Origin of the sequence: Chitiniphilus shinanonensis DSM 23277, from assembly GCF_000374805.1 — a bacterium.
In the GTDB taxonomy this organism is placed as follows: domain Bacteria; phylum Pseudomonadota; class Gammaproteobacteria; order Burkholderiales; family Chitinibacteraceae; genus Chitiniphilus; species Chitiniphilus shinanonensis.
The window spans coordinates 44,779-65,987 of sequence record NZ_KB895351.1; the positions used below are offsets into that span (position 1 = coordinate 44,779).

Below are 21,209 nucleotides of genomic sequence, written 5' to 3' on the forward strand. Positions count from 1 at the left end.
AAAGACTTTGAACAGGCTCTGAGGAAATCGCTCATGAAGCGTTTGATCGTTGAGCTCCAGTCGATCCAGGAAGACCGTCTGCGGCGGCAGATCATCACCCTGGCCACGGAACCGCAGACCTTGTGCTGCATCCTTGCCGTATCCACCCGTGCGATCCACGGGCTGGCGGTGACGGCCGTGATTGTACAGGACGCCCGCAACTACCTTTTGCGAGCCGCGCCGGCCCGTGGACTGGGCGAGCTGGCCGAAGGGCTGCTGGGTGCCGGGCATCCCACCTTCTTCCTGCCGGATCGCCTGAATTCGGTCGAGGAGATGCCCAACGAACTGCTGGTCACCTGGCTGATCAATGCGCCGCCGCGGGTGCTGACCGACACCACCTTGCACGAACTGCTGTCGCTGGCGCGGCCGAACGGCCTGCCGCCGGCGGTGCTGCAACGTCGGCGCGAGCCGCAGGCCCGGAGCACCACGGAAGCCCATCTGAAGCCTGGGGCCTGAGACCCGACGCGGGCGCGCCGGTTCCCAGGTCTGCTCCAGGATCGCGCCGGGCCCGGGCAGTGCCGGGCCGCGACGCGGGGACGGTCAGCGACTGCCGGCCCAGTCCCGGGCGAATTGCCAGGCGATGCGTCCGCTGCGCGCGCCCCGGCCTTGCGCCCATTGCAACGCGGCGCGTTCCGACGCGTCGTCCCATGCCGTCACGCCGAACTCGGCCAGCCAGTTGCGCACCGCCGCCAGGTACTCGTCCTGCGAAAAGCCGTAGAACGACAGCCACAGGCCGAAGCGCTCGGACAACGCCACCTTCTCCTCGATCGCCTCGGCGAAATGGATCTCGCCGTCCTGATGGCGCGTCTGCGCGTTTTCGCTGAAGTACTCCGGCACCAGGTGGCGACGGTTGGAGGTGGCGTAGATCAGCACATTGGCGCTGGTGGCGGCGATGGAGCCGTCCAGCGCGGTCTTGAGCGCCTGGTAGCCGTGGTCGCCTTCCTCGAACGACAGGTCGTCGCAGAACACGATGAAGCGCTCGGGGCGCGCGCCGACCTGCTCGACGATGTCGGCCAGGTCGTGCAGATGGGTTTTTTCCACTTCGATCAGGCGCAGGCCCTGGTGGCGGAATTCGTTCCACACCGCCTTGACCAGCGAGCTTTTGCCGCAGCCGCGCGCGCCGGTGAGCAGTACGTTGTTGGCCAGCCGGCCTTCGACGAACTGGCGGGTGTTGGCGACCAGCCGCTCGCGTTGCAGCGAGACGTTCACCAGCTGGTCCAGCTGGATGGTATGCGGATGGCGCACGGCCTCGAGCTGGCTGCGGCCGTTGCGCACGCGCCAGCGGAAGGCCTGCGCCGACCACTCGGTTTCGCTGGCGGCGGCGGGGAGGAGGGGATCGGCGCGGTCGAGCAGGGTTTCGACGCGGTCGAGAAAGGCAAGCAATCGTTCGTTGGGGATCATGGCTTTTTCTTGGTCGGGTTCTGCAACAGGGGCTGGAGCATGCTTTCGAGCTTGGCGCCCGGCAGCCGGCCCAGATGGACAGCCACCTTGTTGCCCTGCGCATCGTAGAGCGCAGTGAAGGGCAGTCCGCCCACGGTATTGCCCTCGGCCTGCATGGCCTTCATGGCGTTCCCCTCGCCGATCAGACTGGGGTAGTTCACCCGGTATTGCTTGATGAAGGCGCGTACCGCCTCGGCATCATCGATGGCGATGCCGACGAACTGGATACGGCCGGCGTATTTCTTTTGGAGGGCGACGAATTCGGGAATTTCCTCGCGACAGGGCGAGCACCAGGTGGCCCAGAAATTGACCACCAGCGGGGTGCCACGCCATGTTGCCAGTGTGGCCGCTTTGCCGTCCACCGTGTCGAGCCGGGTCTTGTACAGCGGCGATTCCGCGGCCTGCGCGCTGGACAAGGCCAGCAGGGTGGTCAGGGCGGCGGCGAGCAGGCGGGGCGACAAGGTCATGGCAGGGCATCCAGTGTGGCGGAAAAGGCGGCGGCGTTCTGGAAGCCGACCACCCGGCGCGGCAGCAGCCTGCCGTCGCGGTCGTAGAACAGCAGCGCGGGCGGGCCATACAGGCCGAAGCGACGCAGCAGGGCGGCGTCGGCATCGCTGTTGCGCGTCAGGTCCGCGCGCAGCAGCACGTAGGGTTGCAGCCGGCGGCGCACGCCGGCGTCGGTCAGCGTCTGGCGCTCGAATTCGATGCAGCTGGTGCACCAGTCGGCGTACATGTCCAGCATCACCGGCCTGCCGCGCGCCTCGCGCAGGGCGGCGTCCAGCCCGGCCGCATCGGCGACGGTGCGGAAGGCGGGGATGTCGGGCTGCGGCAGGTAGTGCAGCCACAGCGGGCGCGCCATCCATATCGCGGTGCCGAGCAGCACCACGCCGAACAGCATCTTCACCGCGCGCATCACCCGCTGCGACAGGCGCGGCAGCATGGCGGCGCCGAACGCGCCCACCAGCATCAGCGGCGTGCCGATACCCAGCGCCAGCGCGTACAGCGATGCGCCGCCCAGCCAGGTGTCGCCGGTGCGGCCCAGGTAGGCCAGCGCGGCCACCAGCGGCGGCGCCACGCACGGGCCGACGATCAACGCCGACAGCGCGCCCATCGCGAACACCGAGCCGCCGCGCCCGCCGGGCAGGCGGTGCGCCAACTGGTTGAACACGGTCTGCACCCGGCTGGGGAACTGGAACTGGAAGGCGCCGAACATCGCGAACGCCATCACCACGAACAGCAGCGCGGTGGCCGCGATCACCCACGGTTGTTGCAGTGCCACCGTCAGCAGCGTGCCGGTGGCGGCCGCGGCCATGCCGGCCAGGGTGTAGGTGAGCGCCATGCCCTGCACGTAGATGGCGGTCAGCAGCAAGCCCCTGCCGCGCGAACCATGGTTGCTGCCGTTGCCGACCACGATGCTGGAGACGATGGGCAGCAGCGGATACATGCAGGCGGTAAGCGCCAGACCTATGCCAGCGGCATAGAAGAGGGCGAGCGTCAGCCAGAGTCCGCCACGAAAAAAGCCGCTGTCGTCGTCGGCCTGCGTGGCGCGGTCGTTACCGCGCTTGCCGAACAGCGCGCCGACGCCGTCGCTCTGGCCCGATGATTCGCCCGGCGCCAGCAATGCAGTCTGTGGCGGATAGCAGATGCCGGCGTCGGCACAGCCCTGGAACTTCACCTTGAGCCTGACGTCGGCGGGCAACGGTGTGGCCGCTTGCAGCGTCATCGCCACGTCGCTGTGAAAAACGGCCACGCGACCGAAGCTGGGGTCGTCCTTGATATCGCCGTCGGGCAGCCTCACCTGCAAGGCATGGGCCGGTTCGGCGGTGACGCTGATCCGGTCCCGGTAGAGGTAGTAGCCCGGGGCCACGTCGAAACGCAGTTCCAGCGTGGTGGCGGAAGGTTGGGTCAGGCTGGCGCGGAATGCCTGGTCGGGAGGCAGCAGGTCGGCTTCGGTTTCGGCGAATGCCAGCGTGGCGAGAGCCAGGGTCAGCAGGGCGAGGACGAGACGGCGGATCAAGGGAGTCGGGCCTGTGTTGCGGTGGTGAGTCGGACGTTCATTCGCCGGCGGCGACCCAGCTGAGGTAGGTGGGCAGTCCGGCCGTGACCGGCAGCGCGATGATCTCCGGCACGTCGTAAGGATGCCGCGCCGCCAGCCATGCCTGCAATGCCGGATAACGCGCGCGGGTGGTCTTGGCCAGCAGTGGAACTTCCGTGGCGATTTCGGTTCTTCCCTGCCAGCGGTAGACTGACTGCACCGGCGCCAACTGGTTCACGCACGCCGCCAGACCTTCCTCCACCAGCCCCACCGCCAGTTCGCCGGCGCAATCGGCGTCCGGGCAGTTGCACAGCACCGCCAGTACTTCTTGGGAATCGTCCATGCCTTACCTCTTGCTCGCGCTGCTGGCTTATCCGGCAGCGGAAATCGTCGTCATGATCCTGGTCGCCAAGGCCATCGGCACCGGCTGGTTGCTGGCCTGGATCGTCCTCACCGCCGTCGCCGGCGGGCTGATGTTGCGCCATCACCGCATCGCGGTGGCGTGGTCGCTGGTATCCGACCTGCGCAGCGGGCGCCTGACCATGGGCAGCCTGTTCTGGGTGGCGCGCTACTACGTGGCGGCGCTGCTGCTACTGCTGCCGGGCCTGATCGGCGACGCGGTGGCGCTGTGCCTGCTGCTGCCGTGGGGCACCCGCCCGGCCAGCCCCGACCTGCCCAAGGACGTGATCGACGGCGAGTATCGCCGTATCGATCACGGTGGCGCGTTGCGCCACGAGGACGAGCGCCGCTGAGGCCGCTCTAGGCCGCGTCGGCGGCCAATCCCACGGCCTGTTCGGGCGCCTGGGGGCTGCCGACGATGCGGATCACCTTGCGGCGCGACGAAGCGCCGCTTTTCAATTCCACCTGGCGGCGCGGCACCGCGAACGCCTGGGCCAGGAAGTCGAGCAGCGCCGCGTTGGCCTTGCCGTCCACCGGCGGGGCCGCCAAACGCAACTTGAGCGCGCCGTCGTACAGGCCGGTCACCTCGGTCTTCTTCGCGCCGGGCTGCACGTGCAATTGCAGCAGCCAGGCGTCGCCATCGCGGCGATACCAGCCGTCGGCCATCAGGCCGGTCCCACCATCGACACGTAGGCGAGGATGGCGCTTTCCAGCTTGGGAATCAGCACGTTGAGGAACAGCTGGATCACCAGCAGCAGGATCAGCGGGGTGATGTCGACGCTGCCCACCGGCGGGATGATGCGCCGCAGCGGCCGCAGGAACGGTCCGGTCAGCGTGTTGAGCAGCGGCATCAGCGGGTTGTAGGGCGAGAACCACGACATCAGCGCTTGGCCGATCACGGCGGCGGTGAGCAGGTACAGCGACATCTTGAACAGCTCCAGCACCGACACCACCAGCAGCGCCAGCAGCGAGGCGGGGGCGGTGAAGACGAAGCTCCACGGCGTCAGCGCCAGCATCAGCGCGTGCATCAGGAAGGCGGTGAAGCCCGCCAGCACGAAGCTGGCGGTGTCGTAGCCGCGGAACGGCGGCAGGATGCGCCGCGCCGGCAGCACCGCCCAGTTGGTCAGCGCCAGTACGAACTGGCCCAACGGATGGCGGAACGAAGCCTTGAACGCCTGGAGGTAGAAGCGCGCGAGGAACAGCAGGATCAGAAAGCCGCCAATGCTGCGCAGCAGGAAGTGCAGGGCGTCGACCATGGTGCGCTCCTCAGTCCGCGTCGCGGCCCAGCTCTTCGCCCAGTTCGCGGGAACGGGCGGCGGCGGCGGCGGCGGCGGCGATGATGGTGGCGCGGAGCTGGCTGGTCTCGAATGCGTTGATCGCGCGTTCGGTGGTGCCGCCCTTGCTGGTGACCTTGGCACGCAGGGTGCCGGCGTCGTCCTCGCTGTCGAGCGCGAGTTTCACCGCGCCGGAGAAGGTGTGATACGCCAGCTTGCGCGCGGTGTCGGGATTGAAGCCCTGGGCACGGGCGGCCGCCTGCAGCGCTTCCATGAAATAGAACACGTAGGCCGGGCCGCTGCCGGAAATGGCGGTGATGCCGTCGATCTCGGCTTCGTCGTCGACCCACACCACTTCGCCCACCGCGCCGAGCACGCGCGTCGCCAGTGCGCGGTCGTCCTCGCCGACCGCGTCGCCGGCATAGGCGCCGGACAAGCCGGCCTGCACCAGCGCCGGGGTGTTGGGCATCACCCGCACCACGCGGGCATGGCCGCCCAGCCAGCGCGACAGGCTGTCGGCGCGGATGCCGGCGGCGATGGAGATCACCAGCGCATCGCCCAGCGCCGGCGCCAGTTGCCGGGCCACCGCCTTGAGCTGCTGCGGCTTGACGGCCAGCACCAGCACGTCGCTGGCGGGCAAGGCTTCATCGGGGCTGCCGCCGTGCACGCCATAGCGCGTGGCCAGCTCGGCGAGCTTGGCGGCATCCGGATCGACCACGTGGACGTCGCCGGCCGGAGTGCCGCGGCTGATCAAACCGCCGATGATGGCGCTGGCCATGTTGCCGCCGCCGATGAAGGTGATCTTGCTCATCCTGGAGTTCCTTGATCCTGGTCCGTGGTTAGGGGGATTGCGGCGCCGGCTGCACCGCGCCCGGCGTCCTGCTGCCGAACAGCGCGGTGCCGACCCGCACGATGGTAGCGCCTTCCCGGATCGCCAGATCCAGGTCGGCCGACATGCCCATCGACAAGGTGTCGAGGGCGAGTCCTTGATCCTGCAAACGCCGTTGCAGCGTGGCGAGTGTTGCGAATTGCGCACGCAGCCGTTCGTCGTCGCCCGTCGGCTCGGGAATGCACATCAGCCCGCGCAGCCGCAACCGTGGCAGGGCCGCCACGGCATGCGCCAGCGCCGGCGCCTCTTCCGGCGTCACCCCCGACTTGCTCGCCTCGCCCGACACATTCACCTGGATGCAGACGTTCAATGGCGGCAGCGTATCGGGGCGCTGCGCCGCCAGGCGCTCGGCGATCCTGAGGCGGTCGAGGGTATGCACCCAGGCCGCAATTTGAGCAACCTGGCGGGTCTTGTTGCTCTGCAGTGGCCCGATGAAATGCCACTCCAGATCGCCCAGGTCGGCCAGTTGCTGTGCCTTGGTCGTCAGTTCCTGCACATAGTTTTCGCCGAAGGCCCGCTGACCGTGACCATAGAGCTCACGGATCGGTTCCGCCGGGAAGGTCTTGCCGACCGCCAGCAAGCCGACGCTTTCCGCCGGCCGCCCGGCGGCTTGTGCGGCCTGCGCCATACGCGTCAGCACGCCTTGCCACGCTGTAAAAATCGTTGCCATAATGCTTCGCAGTTTTGCGCCAGCCCAGATTTCACGCCGCTTGCGGTGCCTTCGGGGCGCCCGCCGGCGCTAAGCCGAAGGACAAAATTATAAATGGAAATTTCCGAACTCTTGGCCTTTGCCGTCAAGAACAAGGCATCCGACCTGCACCTTTCCTCCGGCCTGCCGCCGATGATCCGCGTCCACGGGGACGTGCGCCGCATCAACCTGCCCGCGCTTGAGCACAAGGATGTGCACGACATGGTGTACGACATCATGAACGACGGGCAGCGCAAGGTGTACGAAGACACGCTGGAGGCGGATTTCTCCTTCGAGATCCCCAACCTGGCGCGTTTCCGCGTCAACGCCTTCGTGCAGCAGCGCGGCGCCGGCGCCGTGTTCCGGACCATTCCGTCCAAGGTGCTGACGCTCGAAGAGCTGAACGCGCCCAAGGTGTTCCAGGATATCTCCGAAAACCCGCGCGGGCTGGTGCTGGTGACCGGGCCGACCGGCTCGGGCAAATCCACCACGTTGGCCGCAATGGTCAACTACATCAACGAAAACGAGTACGGGCACATCCTCACCGTCGAGGACCCGATCGAATTCGTGCACCAATCCAAGAAGTGCCTGATCAACCAGCGCGAGGTCGGCCCGCATACGCTGAGTTTCTCCAACGCGCTGCGTTCCGCGCTGCGGGAAGACCCGGACGTGATCCTGGTGGGTGAAATGCGCGACCTGGAGACCATCCGCCTGGCGCTGACCGCCGCCGAGACGGGCCACCTGGTGTTCGGCACGCTGCACACCAGCTCTGCGGCCAAGACCATCGACCGCGTGGTCGACGTGTTCCCCGCGGCGGAAAAGGAAATGGTGCGCGCGATGTTGTCCGAATCGCTGCGCGCGGTGATCTCGCAGACTCTGCTCAAGACCAAGGACGGCCAGGGCCGGGTGGCGGCGCACGAGATCATGATCGGCATCCCGGCCATCCGTAACCTGATCCGCGAGAACAAGATCGCGCAGATGTATTCGTCGATCCAGACCGGCCAGCAATTCGGCATGCAGACGCTGGACCAGAGCCTGCAACACCTGGTGCAGCGCAACGTCGTCTCGGTGGCCGAGGCGCGCATGAAGGCGGCCATCCCTGATAACTTCAAGGGATAGGGATAAATCCTGGAAAAGCGCCCGCGGGACCGGGTATAACGACGATAACTACCACGGGTACGACGATGGAAAAGGAACAAGCAGCCAAGTTCATGCAGGATCTCCTGCGCCACATGCGCGCCAAGGGTGCATCGGACTTGTTTATCACCGCGGATTTTCCCCCGGCGATGAAGATCGACGGCAAGGTGACGCCGGTCTCGGCGCAACTGCTGACCGCCCAGCACACCAAGGAACTGGCCCGCTCGATCATGAACGACCGCCAGGCCGAGGAATTCGAAGCCAGCAAGGAGTGCAACTTCGCGATCAGCCCCGGCACGCTCGGGCGCTTTCGCGTCAACGCCTTCATGCAGCAGAGCCGGGTGGGCATGGTGCTGCGGACCATCAACTCCGAAATCCCGCGCCTGGACGAACTCGGCCTGCCGCCGGTGCTTCAGGATATCGCCATGACCAAGCGCGGCCTGGTGATCTTCGTCGGCGGTACCGGCAGCGGCAAATCGACCTCCCTGGCCGCGATGATCGGTCATCGCAACGAAAGCTCGTACGACCACATCATCACCATCGAAGACCCGATCGAATACGTGCACGAGCACAAGAACTGCATCGTCACGCAGCGCGAGGTGGGGGTGGACACCGATTCCTGGGGCGCGGCGCTGAAGAACACGCTGCGGCAGGCGCCGGACGTGATCCTGATCGGCGAGATCCGCGATCGCGACACCATGGACTACGCCATCGCCTTCGCCGAAACCGGCCACCTGTGCATGGCCACGCTGCACGCCAACTCGTCCAACCAGGCGCTGGACCGCATCATCAACTTCTTCCCCGAAGAGCGCCGCGCGCAGTTGCTGATGGACCTGTCGCTGAACCTGAAGGCGTTCGTCTCACAACGCCTGTTGCCCCACCGTTCCGGCAAGGGGCGGGTGGCCGCGGTGGAGGTGATGCTGAACTCCCCGCTGATCTCGGAGCTGATCTTCAAGGGCGAAGTGCACGAAATCAAAGAAATCATGAAGAAGTCCCGCGAGCTGGGCATGCAGACCTTCGACCAGAGCCTGTTCGACCTCTACGAGGCGGGCAAGGTGAGCTACGAGGACGCCCTGCGCAACGCGGATTCGGTCAACGACTTGCGCCTGCAGATCAAATTGCAGGGCTCGGAAGCCAAGCAGAAGGACGTGTTGTCGGGGATCGACCACCTGGACATCGTTTGAGCGGATTGCTCGACGTCAGGCGACTCAATGAATTCACCTTTTAGCCCGTCTCGCCTTTGCCTTTCGTTGGCTGCGTTCGGCAGCGTGCTGGCCCCGTCCGCCTCGCTGGCCGCCACCCTGGGCGACATCGACGTCAGTTCGGCCTTGGGCGAGCGCTTGCAGGCCACCATTCCCGTCTATGCCAGTGGCGACGAGATGCTGTCGCTGCGCTGCTTCCGCCTGATGCCGGGCGGCGACGACGGCGCCGTGCCGCTGACCCGCGCCCGGCTGGGCTTCGAGAGCACGCCCGATGGCGGCGTGTTGCGCATCCTCAGCAGCGACGTGGTGCAGGAGCCCGTCATCGGCCTGTCGGTGCGACTGGCGTGTCCCTCCAATACCACCGGCGAATTCCAGCGCGACTACGCCATCCTGCTCGACCCGCGCGAGTACACCGCCGCGCCGGTCGTCAGCGGCCGCTCGGCGTCGTCCCAGGCCGCGCGTCGTGGCGAGCCGTCGCGTCGCAGCGCGCCGCCGCTGGGTGGCGTCTGGCGCACCGAGTCGGGTGATTCGGTGGAGCGTATCGCCCGTCGTTACTTCCCCAACGACGCCCAGGAACGTGCCTGGCTGATCGACGAGATCCACCAGTTGAACGACGGCCTGCCGCAGAGCTCGCGGGTGCCGCTCGACAGCGGGCTGGCCGTCTACCTGCCGCCGCCGCGGATCCGCCCCGAGGCACCGGAGGACACGGTGAGCCAGGTGTTGCCGCGCGAGCCGGCGCGCCCGGCCGCCCGGCCGGCGCTGACCATTGAACCGCTGCCCGCGCCGGTGGAAGGCGCGCTCGCCACGCCGTCCGCGCCGCGCTCGGTCGATGCCTCCGGCACCTATCGCCTGCAATTGTCGGCGCCGACGCTCGATCTGGAATACCGCGCGCCGATGACGCCCGAGGAAACGCTGCGCCTGCGGGAAAACCTGCTGCTGCTGGAGTCGGACGACCAGACCGCGCAACTGATGCAGCTGAAGTACCAGATCGCCCAGCTGGAAAAGCAACTGGCCCAGGTGAAATCACGCGCCGGCCTGAGGTCGGGCGCCGAGCCGGAGCAGCCCGGCAGCGACAAGCCGGCGGCGGGTGGCGAGAGCGGCTACTGGATGTGGGGCGGCCTGCTGGCCTTGCTGCTGTTGCCGGGAGGGTATGTCCTGTGGCGCTGGCGCGAACGCCGCCTCGCCGACGAATACGAGCCGTTCTCCATGGCGACCACGCTGGAGCCGCGTTTCAGCGGCACCGGCAAGCTGGCCACGGGCTTCGGCGAGCCGCCGCCGGTGCCGATCACCACCGGCGCGACCGGCGGCCCCGGCGTGCGCGACCTGGCGCACAACATCGCGCAGATGGCGAACGAATGGCACAACGACGAAGTGGACGTGGTGCTGCCGGGCAATGTCTCCGAAGAGGCGCAACTGCTGATCGACCACGGTCTGGTGCAACAGGCGGTGAACCTGCTGTCGCACGAGATCGAACAACACCCCACCGCGCTGGCGCTGTGGATGAAGCTGTTCGAAGTGCTGCGGCACAACGATATGAAGCAGCCGTTCCAGGAGAGAGCGGTGGCGTTCCGGCTGCAGTTCGCCAGCGACGCGCTGTGGCAGCAGGTACAGGCGCTGGGCCGCGATCTCGATCCGGGCAACCCGCTCTACGAACCGCTGGACGAGGACGACGCGCTGCTGCCGAGCGCGCGCCCTGTCGTGCCGCCTGCGTCGGCACCGGCGCCCGCGGTGGCCGCGCCCGCCGCCACGCCGTTGCGCGAGGCGCTGGGCGCGCGGGACGACGATGCGCTGCGGATGCCGGAGATGCCGTCGCTGGAGTTCACCCTGGCCGAAGCGCCGGCCGAGCCCTCGCATATCATCGAATCGCTGGAGCTGCCGCCGCTCGACAGCGAACCGTTCGAGCTGGAGGCCAAGCCGGTTCAGGAGCCGCCGCCCGCCGAAGGCGAGCCGCTGTTCAAGCCGGCCGACTTCCTGATCGCCGAAGTGCCGCCGAGCGACAAGCCGAGCACCGCCGAGGTCAATCCGATGGAGTTCCTCACCGACGATCCGGTGTTGCGCCCGGTGTCGGAGCTGCTGGCCAAGGGCGACACCAGCACCGTGTTCCGCCTGCTGGAGGAAACCCTCTACAACGGCACGCTGGAGCAGCGCCAGACGGCGTTGAAATGGCTGGATCGACTGTTCCCGATCAAGCACCGCTGACCACCGCCCGCTTCGCCGGGCGGTTTTTCTTGCCTGGCCGGTTTGGCGAATGCCATGCGTCAGATTGACTCTTGTTTCTGACAGTCAGTGTGCAGCAGGCCGCGCTGGTTACATAACGAAGCAAATCGTAAACCGGCAGCATTGGCGGGAAGCGGGAATGAAAAAACGGCGCCGTTTGCACGACGCCGTTTTCTCCTGGAAGTGGCGGAAAGGGTGGGATTCGAACCCACGTTAGACCGGAGCCTAAACCAGATTTCGAGTCTGGCGCATTCGACCACTCTGCCACCTTTCCGCGAGGAAGGCCGGATTCTAGCCGGGTTTATTAGCAAATGCAAAGTCTTTACGTTTGAGATGAACGGCAAAGATGTGCAGAATGCGCCCGTCCTAACCAGAGGTCCTCTAAAACGAGTTGATCAAGAGGACTTCATAGACGGAGTCGCATGAAACACTGGTTGATGGCCTTGTGCGCCACTGCGCTGGTTGGCTGTTCCGACATGCCGAATCAGCAGAGCAACCGTATCCCCCCGTGGAACGAATCGAAGGAACTGGTGGTGCTGGTACAGAACAGCCCCACCACGCTCTATGTCGATGCCGAAGGCAAGTACGCCGGGCTGGAATACGATCTCGTCAAACGTTTTGCCGATGCGCGCGGCCTGAAGGTGCGCTTCATCGTCGAAAGCGATTACCACCAGTTGCTCGAACGCCTGGAACGGCGCGAAGCGCATCTGGCCGTCGGCGTGCACCGCGACGAAGAACACCCCTCGCTGACCTTCAGCCCCCCCTATCAGCAGGTACAGCCGGTCCTGGTCCATTCCTCGCGCATCAGTGACGAGCGCGCGCTGGCCATGTTGCAGGACGGCACCGGCATGGTGAAGACCCTGCCGCAGTACCTGGACGCGATGAATCGCTACAAGGTGGCGCATCCCGCGTTCACCTGGCGCCTGGTCGAAGGCGAAGATGCCGAGGGCCTGATGGAAGGCGTGGCATCTGGCGAATACGACTTCGCCGTGCTCGATTCCAACCTCGCCAGCGTGGCGCAGAATTACTTCCCCAATGTGGCGGTCTCGACCCCGTTCGCAACCGAGCAGGCGCTGGCCTGGGCGATGCCCAAGGAAGACACCGCGCTCCAGGGCGAACTGAGCGGCTATTTCACGCAACTGGCCCAGGACGGCAGCATCAAGCGCCTGATCGACCGCTATTACGGTCACCTGGACCGCGTCGATCCGGTCGATGCGCTCGCCTTCCTCGGCAAGCGCGAGACCGTGCTGCCACGCTACCGCGATTGGTTCCGCGAGGCGGAAGGCAAGACCGGCATCGACTGGCGCCTGATCGCCGCGTTGTCCTACCAGGAATCGCACTGGGATCCGGCCGCGGTCTCGGCCTACGGCGTGCGCGGCATGATGATGCTCACCACGGATACCGCCAACCGCCTGCGCGTCAACCGGCTCGATCCGTACCAGAGCATCCAGGGCGGCGCGCGCTATATGCAGATGATGCTCAAGGCCATCCCCGAGGAGATCGCCGAGCCGGATCGCACCTGGCTGGCGCTGGCCGCGTACAACGTCGGTATCGGTCACCTGTCGGATGCGCGCGTGCTGGCGCGCCGCCTGAACAAGAACCCCGACAGCTGGGCCGACCTGAAGACCGTGCTGCCGCTGCTGCGCGATCCCAAGTACTTCTCCACCCTGCGCTACGGCTACGCCCGCGGCGGCGAGCCGGTGGTGTTCGTCGAGACGCTGCGCACCTACTACGACATCCTGGCTCGCTTCGAGGAGCCGGCTCAGCCGGACCTGCCGATGCTGGCCGAGGACGTGGTGATCCAGAACCCGGACAACCTGCCGTTGCGGATCAACAACCGCGTGGTGCCGGCGCGCGAGCCGATCCGCCAGGCTTCGCTGTAGTCCCGCCGCATTTCGTTCCGCGCCCGGCCTCGTGCCGGGCGTTTTCGTTGGCGCCCCAGCGCGCCTGCCCGCCGCTACAATAGCGGCTTCGCTTTTTTCTGCCCGGATTGACCATGAGCCAGACCCGTCCCGTTCGCACGCGCTTCGCCCCCAGCCCCACCGGCCTGCTGCACATCGGCGGCGTGCGTACCGCCCTGTTTTCCTGGGCCTACGCGCGCAAGCACGGCGGACAATTCATCCTGCGCATCGAAGACACCGACCTCGAACGCTCCACCCCCGAATCGGTGGCGGCGATCCTGGACGGCATGCACTGGGTGGGGCTGGACTACGACGAGGGCCCGTTCTACCAGATGCAGCGCATGGCGCGGTACAAGGAAGTGATCGCCCAGATGCTGGCCAGCGGCCACGCCTACCACTGCTATTGCAGCAAAGAGGAACTGGACGCGATGCGCAGCGCCGCCGAGGCGCGCGGCGAGAAGCCGCGCTACGACCGCCGCTGGCGGCCGGAGGACGGCAAGACACTGCCCGCGCCGCCGCAGGGCGTGTCGCCGGTGGTGCGTTTCCGTACCCCTATCGGCGGCACCGTGGCCTGGGACGATCAGGTGAAGGGGCGCATCGAGATCGCCAACGACGAACTCGACGACCTGATCATCGCCCGCCCGGACGGCACGCCCACCTACAACTTCTGCGTGGTGGTGGACGACTGGGACATGAACATCAGCCACGTGATCCGCGGCGACGACCACGTCAACAACACGCCGCGGCAGATCCACATGTACCAGGCGCTGGGCGCCGAGGTGCCGCTGTTCGCGCACCTGCCGATGATCCACAACGACCAGGGGCAGAAGCTCTCCAAGCGGCGCGACGCGGTGTCGGTGGTCGACTACGACAAGATGGGTTTTCTGCCCGAGGCGCTGCTCAACTACCTGGCGCGCCTGGGCTGGGGGCACGGCGACGACGAGTTCTTCACGCTGTCGCAGTTCGTCGAGTGGTTCTCGCTGGATTCGGTGTCGCCGAGCCCCAGCCGCTTCGATCGCGACAAGCTGCTGTGGTTGAATGCCCAGCACATCAAGCAGACCGACCCGCGCCGGCTGGCCGGGCGGGTCGAGGGCTTCCTGGCGGATCGTGGCGTCGCGGTCGCGGATGGCCCGGTGCTGGCGGACGTGTGCGCATTGCTCAAGGATCGCAGCCAGACCCTGGTCGAGATGGCCGACCAGGCCGAGTACTTCTACCGCGCGCTGACCCCCACCGCCGAGATCGTCGAAAAGCACCTGACGCCGGACGACGAGGCGCGGCTGGGCTTCTTCGCCGAAGGCGCGGCCCGCCTGCCGGAATGGACCACCGAGGCGCTATCCGCCTACATCAAGGAATTCGTCAAGCAGCAGGGCGTGAAGATGCCGCAGGTGGGCATGCCGCTGCGTGCCAAGGTGTGCGGCACCACCAGCACCCCGTCGGTGGACGCGGTGCTGGCGCTGCTGGGGCGCGAGGAAGTGCTGCGCCGGCTGGCCGTCTGAGAACGAACGGGGCCGGCTGGCCCCGGTCTTGCGCAAAGCCGGCCCGTTCTAGCGGACCACCCCGCAGGCGATGCGATCGCCCGACGCGCCGGACGGCTGGGTCTTGAGGTCGTCGGGCTGATCGTGCACCACCAGCCCGCGGCCCTTGAGGCGGGCAGTGGTCAGGCCGGGCACGATCGCATCCACCTTGGCGCGGCCATCGGCGTCGGCTTCGATATTGCCCAGGTCGCCGGCATGGTGGCGGCTGGGGTCGGCGTCGCCGTGCGGGTGGTTGTCGGGGTTGTAGTGACCGCCGGCGCTGCTGGCGTCCGGCGCGGAGCAGTCGCCGCGCTCGTGCACATGGAAGCCATGGGCGCCGGGGCTCAACCCCGTGATTTCACCGGTTACGCGCAGGCCCTCGGCGGTGTCGCTGAACTGCACGCTGCCGCGGACCTGGCTGCCGGAGGCGGGCGAGAGCCGGGTGGTGGAAGGGGGCGTGGCGGCCAGCGCGGGCAGGGCCAGCGCAGTGGCCAGCAGAGCGAAGAATGGCTTCATGATGATCTCCTTTCGATATGGGTAGCGGCCGGTGTGCCGGCCTTTCGGAGCGACAACTTGCAATGGCATTAAGTTCTAGAGCCGAGATCGGTCAGTGTTTCATGGTGGGCTTCGACGGGCTGGAACCCGATGCCCACATCGAGCGCCTGATCCGCGAATACCGCGTGGGCGGCGTCATCCTGTTCCGCCGCAACGTCGATCATCCGCGGCAGGTGGCGGCGCTGTGCCGGCGCCTGCAACAGATCAACGCCGAGGTCAGCGACCAGCCCTTGCTGATCGGCATCGACCAGGAGGGCGGCATGGTGGCGCGCATCGAGGCTGGCATGACGCCGCTGCCGTCGGCGCTGGCCTACCAGGCCGCCGGCTCGGCCGCCGATTGCCAGGCGCTCAACCGTATCGGCGCGGCGGAGCTGGGCGCGCTGGGCATCAACATCGACTTCGCCCCGGTGCTGGACGTGAACAACAACCGCCTCAACCCGGTGATCGGCGTGCGCGCCCACGGCGAGGACGTCGCCACCGTGTGCGAATACGGGCTGGCGGCGATGCGCGGCATCCAGGCCGCCGGCCTGGCGGCCACCGCCAAGCACTTTCCCGGTCATGGCGACACCGATACCGATTCCCACCTCGGCGTGCCGCGAGTCGGCCACGACCGTGCGCGGCTGGATGCGGTGGAACTGGCGCCGTTCCGCGCCGCCATCGCCGCTGGCGTCGATGCCGTGATGTCGGCGCATGTGGCGTTCCCGGCGGTGGAGCCGGACCCCGACACGCCGTCCACGCTGTCGCACGCGGTGCTGACCGGCTTGCTGCGCGAGCAACTGGGGTTCGGCGGCGTGGTGTTCACCGACTGCCTGGAGATGGACGCCATCCGCCGCGGCGTCGGCACCGTGACGGGCGCGTTGCGCGCCTTCCAGGCTGGCGCCGACGTGCTGCTGGTGTCGCACCGCGAGACGGTACAGGCCGAGGCCATCGACCGCCTGCTGCAAGCGGTGGAACGTGGCGAGGTCTCGCCCGAGCGTCTGGCCGCGTCCCGCGCGCGCATCGCCGCGCTGAAGCGGCGCCTGGGCGACTGGCGTGCGCTGCCGGAGGATCCCGCGCCGCTGTTGCGGACGCCCCAGGCGCTGGCGCTGTCCGAAGCGGTGCATCGCCGCGCCGTCACCGGCCATTGCCGCGCGCTCGATGCGGCGCAGCCGGTGCTGTTGATCACGCTGGAGGTGCGCACCCGCACCGAGATCGACGAAGTGGCGATGGGCCGGGCCGCGATCGGTCAGGCGGCGGTGCAGCGCGACACCCTGGCCGAGCCGCTGGCCGCGCTGGGCTACGCCGTGGACGAGATCGCGCTGCCGCTGGCACCGACGCCGGCCGAGATCGCCGACGCGCTGGCCCGGGCGGCGGATGCACCGCAGGTGGTGGTGGTGAGCTACAACGCCGTGCTGTTCCCGGCGCAACGCGACCTGCTGGCCGGGCTGCCCGCAGCGCGTACCTGGCTGGTGGCGGGGCGCCTGCCGTATGACATCGACCTGCTGCCGCAGGCAGCCGGTCGTCTGGCTTGCTACGCCAATCGTCCGGCCGCGCTGACGGTATTGGCGGATTTGCTGGCGCGGGGCGGCTAGCGTGACGCAACGGCCCGCCTGACGGGCGATTCCGCTGGGTATACTGGGCGGCGCCACGCTCGCGGCAGTCCGAAAAAAGGGTTTGCGCCAATGCAGTTTGGCGCTATAGACTGACCGCCAAAATTCACACCCGGTTGTTCACAAAGGATGGGGTCATGAAAAAGTTGTTGCTGTGCGTGCTGGCCCTGGCCTTTACGCCCGTCTACGCGGCGGACCTGTTGGTGGCCGACGCGCCGCTGCCATTCGACGAACCCGCCTATGCCGTGCCGGTATCGCGCCCCGCCGCCCCGGTCCAGGCCCGCAAGACCGTCAAGGTCGCCAGCAAGGACACCAAGGCCAGCCGCAAGTACGCGGCCGCCAGCAAGCGCGACGCGCAGCGCTACGCTTCGGCCAAGCGTTCCAAGGTCTACGCCAAGGGCAAGAGCACCAAGGTGGCCAAGCGCGACGTGCGCATCGAGCGCCGCCAGTACGCGGCCAACACCCGCCGCTGAGCTTCGCGGTAAACAGAAAAAGCCGGGAGACTCCCGGCTTTTTTGTTGCCTGTTCGTCGCGTGATCCCACTCGCGGGCACGAAAAAAGGGGCGCGATCCCGCGCCCCAACCGTTCACCCCTTCGCGTCCACCGGAGCGTCGACGCGACGGAGTAGATCAAAACAGGCGCTACGGCGATCCGGCGAAGCGGTGTGTTGTCGGACGGCGCCGCGAGGGCGCCATCCTTCACACGGTTCGACGGATGCCGTCGCGTCTCAGCGCAGCGTCACGCCCCAGTTGGCCTCCACGCACTTGGCATACTGGCCTTCGATCAGCGCGTTGTACGGCGTCTGGTAGCTCACCAGCTGGCACTGGTAGTCGCCGCCGACGTTCCAGTTCTTCTCCCAGTAGATGTTGTACGCGGCCGAGCTGCCGGAGCCGAAGCGCTGCATGGTGGCGCACGACAACTGCTCGTTGCTGTAATCCCAGCCCAGTTCGCGCGAGAACTCCTTGTAGTAGTCGATGCGGTTCTGCGCGGCCTGCTTCTCGGTACCCAGCCCGCACTCGGCGTTGATGATCTGGATGGTGGTGGCGAAGTTGTTGCCGGTGCCGGCCGTCTTGTCCACCTGGTTCGGCACCCAGGTGCCGTCCAGCACGTGCAGCATCGACGGCTTGGGCGGTTGCGGGTAGACGAAGAAGAACGTCGCCGAGGCCAGGTTCAGCCAGGTGGACGCCACCAGATCCGGCTCGTTCAGCAGCTTGAACTGGTCGCCCGAGTACATCACCTGCGAGAACGGGCCGTAGTTGTAGTTGTACGAGAGCTGCTTGGCGCCGCGGCCGAAGTACTTCTTCCAGCTGCCGTCGGCATTCTTGCCGCAGGTCCACACCTTGTTGAACACCGGATCGGCGCACTCGGTGTTGTAGCCGCAGCCTGGGCCGGTCTCGTCGCAACCCATCTCGCGCAGGTACTTCAGCGCCTGGCGCCATTCCGGCACCGTGTCGTTGCGGTTGTGATCGCCTGTTTCCTGCGCGAAGTGGGCGAACATGGTCGCCAGCGAATGGCGACAGATGGCGTCGGCGTTGCGGCCGTCGCTGTAGTCGTCACAGATCGCCGGGAACTTGGCCACCGCTTGCAGGAAGCGGGTGTAGGTGTAGCTGGCGTCGCGGCGGGGGAACAGGTATTCCCACTGCGCGGCGGACAGGATGCCTTCCACGCGCTTCACGTTCTTCGGGTTGTCGGCCTTGCCCGGCGCCACGGCATCGACTACGGCGTTGGGCGCGGTGCGGATCGACGCCTTCACGGTGCGGAAGAAGTCGTTGTTGGTCAGCTCGGCCTCGCGTGCCTGGGCCTGCGCCAGCGACGGTACGCCGGTCACCACGGGCGTCGGCGTCGGGGTCGGGCCCACCGGGGTCGGCGTCGGCGTGACCGGGGTCGGCGTGGGGCCGACCGGCGTCGGGGTCGGGGTCACCGGGGTGGGCGTCGGGTTGCCGCCGCCGCAGGCGCCGATGTCCTGCCACAGCGTGCCGCTGGCTGCGGGGTTCCAGTTGGCGCCGACATAGGCGACATGCGTCACCAGCGCGCGGTAATTGCGGCCGTTGTAGGTGACGGTAGCGCCGGCCGTATAGGTATTGCCTTCGGCCCAGGCGGCATTGCAGGTGGTGCCGGACGGCGTCGGCGTCACCACGGGGGTGGGCGCGACGGTGGGCGTGGGGGTGACCGGGCGGGGTGTCGGGGTCACGATCGGCGTCGGCACCGCGGTCGGTGTCGGCGTGGCGGTCGGTGTCGGGCTGGGGGTGGGCGTCGGGGTGGCGGTGCCCACCAGTTGCCACGGGCCCCATTGCTCGGCGCCGGGCACGTTGCCCTGGGTCCACCACTTGGCCTTGTAACTACTGCCCTGGTAGGTGACTTCCTGCCCGGCGGTGTACACCGCCGTACTGCTCCATTCGGCCGCGTGGGCGGCGCCCACGAAAGCCAGTGCCACGACGAGTGCGTGACGTCTGCTGCTGGGAATCAGCGCCATGTTGTAATCCTCCATCCTTGTCTTGTCTTTGTGCTTCGGCCTCGAGAGCGGCTAACAAAACCCTCCTGGCGTCGTCGTGCTCACTTGCCGTACGCCTAGTACTGTCTGCGTTTCGCGCTCCTTGCCAGGACCGCTTCGCTGGGTTTTGTTAGCCGCTCTATGGGTCGAATGTCAGGGATGGTATCAGCGCCGGTAATCACTTCCTAGGGGCTTACAACGCGAGCGATTCTCAAAAAACCCTGTTAAATCAACAAAATATAATTAATCAATGATGTAGTGATGGTTATTGCTTTCACCGATTTACGCCACAATCCGGGCATCGTGGAAGCGCTAAGTGATTGATCTGTGCGGCGCAGTGCCGGTTGGCCGCGATGCAGCGGCCGCCCGAAATCGGCAGGTGGGTGGCCCGCCGACGGCCGCTGCGCGTGGCCACGCGCGGCGCAAGCAGCCGGCACGGGCCGGCGGGAAGCAGACGAAAGGCCGGAACGCCGCGTCAGGCGGCGATGCGTGCCAGCTCGTCGAAATAGGTGGGGAAGGTCTTGGCGGTGCAGCCGGGATCGAGGATGCGCACCGGCGCGCCCAGCGACACCAGCGAGAAGCACATCGCCATGCGATGGTCGTCGTAGGTGCCGATCTCGGCGTGCGGCGTCAGCGCGGCGGGTGGGGTGACCACGATGTAGTCACGGCCTTCCTCGACGGTGGCGCCCACCTTGCGCAGCTCGGCGGCCATCGCGGCGAGGCGGTCGGTCTCCTTCACCCGCCAGCTCTCGATGTTGCGGATGGTGGTGGTGCCCTCGGCGAACAGCGCGGCCACGGCGATGGTCATCGCCGCATCGGGGATGTGGTTGAGGTCCACGTCCACCGCGCGCAGCCGGCCGCCGGCGGGGCGGGTGGCGCTGATCCAGTTGTCGCCGCGTTCGATGATCGCACCCATCTGTTCCAGCACTTCGGCGAAGCGCACGTCGCCCTGGATGCTCTGCCGGCCGACGCCGGTGACGGTCACCGGCCGGCCCGGCGCGGCGGCGATGGCGCCGGCCGCGAGGAAATACGATGCCGACGACGCATCGCCCTCGACGAAGATCTCGCCGGGGCTGGCATAGGTCTGGCCGCCGGGGATGAAGAATTCGCTCCAGCCGCGCCGCTCGACGGCGATGCCGAAGCGCGTCAGCAGGTTGAGCGTGATCTCGATATAGGGCTTGGAGATCAGCTCGCCTTCCACCGCCACGGTGATGTCGCGCCCGGTGAGCGGCAGCGCCATCAACAACCCGGTGAGGAACTGGCTGGAGACGTTGCCCTTCACCGAGACGCGGTCGCCGGCGATGCGCCCCGGGTGGATCGCCAGCGGCGGATAGCCTTCCTGGCCCAGGTAATCGACCTGGGCGCCGGCCTGGCGCAGCGCATCGACCAGATCGCCGATCGGGCGCTCGTGCATGCGCGGCACGCCGGACAGGCGGTATTCGCCGCCGGCCAGCGCCAGCGCCGCCGTCAACGGGCGGAACGCGGTGCCGGCGTTGCCCAGGAACAGGTCGGCCTGCTTCACCGGGAAATCGCCGCCGCAACCGTGGATGCGGAAATCGCGGCTGTCGCCCAATTGTTCCCACCGCACGCCCAGCGCGGCCAGCGCTTCCAGCATGCGCTGGGTGTCGTCCGACGCCAGCAGGCCCTTGACCAGCGTCTCGCCCCGGCACAGCGCCGCCAGCAGCAGAGTGCGGTTGGAGATGCTCTTGGAGCCGGGCAGGGCCACGGTGCCGGCAACGTGGGAAATCGGGGAGAGGTCGAGGTGTTCCATGGGGAGTCGCGATGGCACGGGCTTTAGGGAAGGCCGCAATGATAACGTGGCCCGCCGGATGTTTATAC

Annotated in this window: 20 protein-coding genes and 1 tRNA gene; 9 read left to right on the forward strand and 12 right to left on the reverse strand. The window is 67.3% G+C overall.

Annotated features, from left to right (window positions below; translation table 11 throughout):
* Positions 1-33 precede the first annotated feature (33 nt).
* Positions 34-495 carry a hypothetical protein gene (locus tag C556_RS0115405; RefSeq protein ID WP_018749149.1) on the forward strand — a complete coding sequence of 154 codons (462 nt, stop codon included), beginning with the start codon at positions 34-36 and terminating at the stop codon, positions 493-495.
* Between the two features lie 84 nt (positions 496-579).
* On the opposite strand, the gene C556_RS0115410 is transcribed toward C556_RS0115405, so the two are convergent.
* Genes C556_RS0115410 through cutA form a run of 4 tightly spaced genes read right to left on the reverse strand, consistent with a single transcriptional unit; the run spans position 580 to position 3,857 of the window.
* Positions 580-1,440, reverse strand: a complete 861-nt coding sequence (locus C556_RS0115410) for an ATP-binding protein (protein WP_018749150.1) — start codon at positions 1,438-1,440, stop codon at positions 580-582.
* The gene (locus tag C556_RS20655; RefSeq protein WP_018749151.1) at positions 1,437-1,946 is read right to left on the reverse strand and encodes a TlpA family protein disulfide reductase; all 510 of its coding nucleotides are present in this window, start codon (positions 1,944-1,946) and stop codon (positions 1,437-1,439) included. The genes C556_RS0115410 and C556_RS20655 overlap by 4 nt, the downstream gene beginning before the upstream one ends.
* A complete protein-coding gene (dsbD, locus tag C556_RS0115420; RefSeq protein WP_018749152.1) occupies positions 1,943-3,496 on the reverse strand; it encodes a protein-disulfide reductase DsbD in 1,554 nt (517 codons plus the stop codon). The genes C556_RS20655 and dsbD overlap by 4 nt, the downstream gene beginning before the upstream one ends.
* Before the next feature lie 37 nt (positions 3,497-3,533).
* The gene (gene cutA / locus C556_RS0115425; protein ID WP_018749153.1) at positions 3,534-3,857 is read right to left on the reverse strand and encodes a divalent-cation tolerance protein CutA; all 324 of its coding nucleotides are present in this window, start codon (positions 3,855-3,857) and stop codon (positions 3,534-3,536) included.
* Between cutA and C556_RS20660 the strand changes: the two genes are divergently transcribed.
* Positions 3,856-4,266: an FxsA family protein gene (locus C556_RS20660; protein WP_018749154.1), complete on the forward strand. Its 411-nt coding sequence runs from the start codon at positions 3,856-3,858 to the stop codon at positions 4,264-4,266. The two genes, cutA and C556_RS20660, sit on opposite strands and share 2 nt — an antisense overlap.
* Before the next feature lie 7 nt (positions 4,267-4,273).
* On the opposite strand, the gene C556_RS0115435 is transcribed toward C556_RS20660, so the two are convergent.
* From C556_RS0115435 to C556_RS20665, 4 genes are read right to left on the reverse strand one after another with little or no spacing between them, the layout of a single operon-like run.
* Positions 4,274-4,579, reverse strand: coding sequence for a DUF167 domain-containing protein (locus C556_RS0115435; RefSeq protein WP_018749155.1), 306 nt, complete (start codon positions 4,577-4,579; stop codon positions 4,274-4,276).
* Complete coding sequence (locus C556_RS0115440) at positions 4,579-5,169, reverse strand: YggT family protein (protein WP_018749156.1); 591 nt, start codon at positions 5,167-5,169, stop codon at positions 4,579-4,581. The genes C556_RS0115435 and C556_RS0115440 overlap by 1 nt, the downstream gene beginning before the upstream one ends.
* Before the next feature lie 10 nt (positions 5,170-5,179).
* Complete coding sequence (gene proC, locus C556_RS0115445) at positions 5,180-5,998, reverse strand: pyrroline-5-carboxylate reductase (RefSeq protein ID WP_018749157.1); 819 nt, start codon at positions 5,996-5,998, stop codon at positions 5,180-5,182.
* Between the two features lie 28 nt (positions 5,999-6,026).
* A complete protein-coding gene (locus C556_RS20665; protein WP_018749158.1) occupies positions 6,027-6,704 on the reverse strand; it encodes a YggS family pyridoxal phosphate-dependent enzyme in 678 nt (225 codons plus the stop codon).
* Between the two features lie 135 nt (positions 6,705-6,839).
* Here C556_RS20665 and C556_RS0115455 point away from each other — a divergent pair, with 135 nt between their 5' ends.
* From C556_RS0115455 to C556_RS0115465, 3 genes are all read left to right on the forward strand, one after another.
* On the forward strand, positions 6,840-7,883 hold the full coding sequence (locus C556_RS0115455) for a type IV pilus twitching motility protein PilT (RefSeq protein WP_018749159.1): 1,044 nt from the start codon (positions 6,840-6,842) through the stop codon (positions 7,881-7,883).
* 65 nt (positions 7,884-7,948) lie between these two features.
* The gene (locus C556_RS0115460; RefSeq protein ID WP_018749160.1) at positions 7,949-9,085 is read left to right on the forward strand and encodes a PilT/PilU family type 4a pilus ATPase; all 1,137 of its coding nucleotides are present in this window, start codon (positions 7,949-7,951) and stop codon (positions 9,083-9,085) included.
* A gap of 84 nt (positions 9,086-9,169) precedes the next feature.
* Positions 9,170-11,302: a type IV pilus assembly protein FimV gene (locus C556_RS0115465; protein WP_169338631.1), complete on the forward strand. Its 2,133-nt coding sequence runs from the start codon at positions 9,170-9,172 to the stop codon at positions 11,300-11,302.
* Positions 11,303-11,504: 202 nt separating this feature from the next.
* Here the strand turns inward: C556_RS0115465 and C556_RS0115470 are convergent.
* Positions 11,505-11,594 (reverse strand) — tRNA-Ser (locus tag C556_RS0115470).
* A 148-nt stretch (positions 11,595-11,742) separates the two neighbouring features.
* On the opposite strand from C556_RS0115470, the gene mltF reads away from it, so the two are divergent.
* The gene (mltF, locus tag C556_RS20670; protein WP_018749161.1) at positions 11,743-13,203 is read left to right on the forward strand and encodes a membrane-bound lytic murein transglycosylase MltF; all 1,461 of its coding nucleotides are present in this window, start codon (positions 11,743-11,745) and stop codon (positions 13,201-13,203) included.
* A 113-nt stretch (positions 13,204-13,316) separates the two neighbouring features.
* Positions 13,317-14,717 (forward strand): glutamate--tRNA ligase, encoded by a 1,401-nt coding sequence (gene gltX / locus C556_RS0115480; protein ID WP_018749162.1) that lies wholly within the window; start codon positions 13,317-13,319, stop codon positions 14,715-14,717.
* 48 nt (positions 14,718-14,765) lie between these two features.
* On the opposite strand, the gene C556_RS0115485 is transcribed toward gltX, so the two are convergent.
* Positions 14,766-15,251, reverse strand: coding sequence for a superoxide dismutase family protein (locus tag C556_RS0115485; RefSeq protein ID WP_018749163.1), 486 nt, complete (start codon positions 15,249-15,251; stop codon positions 14,766-14,768).
* A 62-nt stretch (positions 15,252-15,313) separates the two neighbouring features.
* Here C556_RS0115485 and nagZ point away from each other — a divergent pair, with 62 nt between their 5' ends.
* Together nagZ and C556_RS0115495 are read left to right on the forward strand one after the other, a co-directional pair.
* On the forward strand, positions 15,314-16,861 hold the full coding sequence (gene nagZ / locus C556_RS0115490) for a beta-N-acetylhexosaminidase (RefSeq protein ID WP_026263137.1): 1,548 nt from the start codon (positions 15,314-15,316) through the stop codon (positions 16,859-16,861).
* A 155-nt stretch (positions 16,862-17,016) separates the two neighbouring features.
* Positions 17,017-17,352: a hypothetical protein gene (locus C556_RS0115495; protein WP_018749165.1), complete on the forward strand. Its 336-nt coding sequence runs from the start codon at positions 17,017-17,019 to the stop codon at positions 17,350-17,352.
* A 254-nt stretch (positions 17,353-17,606) separates the two neighbouring features.
* Here C556_RS0115495 and C556_RS22390 read toward each other — a convergent pair whose 3' ends face one another.
* Complete coding sequence (locus tag C556_RS22390; protein ID WP_040431279.1) at positions 17,607-19,352, reverse strand: glycoside hydrolase family 19 protein; 1,746 nt, start codon at positions 19,350-19,352, stop codon at positions 17,607-17,609.
* 493 nt (positions 19,353-19,845) lie between these two features.
* Positions 19,846-21,141, reverse strand: a complete 1,296-nt coding sequence (gene aroA / locus C556_RS0115505) for a 3-phosphoshikimate 1-carboxyvinyltransferase (RefSeq protein ID WP_018749167.1) — start codon at positions 21,139-21,141, stop codon at positions 19,846-19,848.
* Positions 21,142-21,209: the final 68 nt, after the last annotated feature.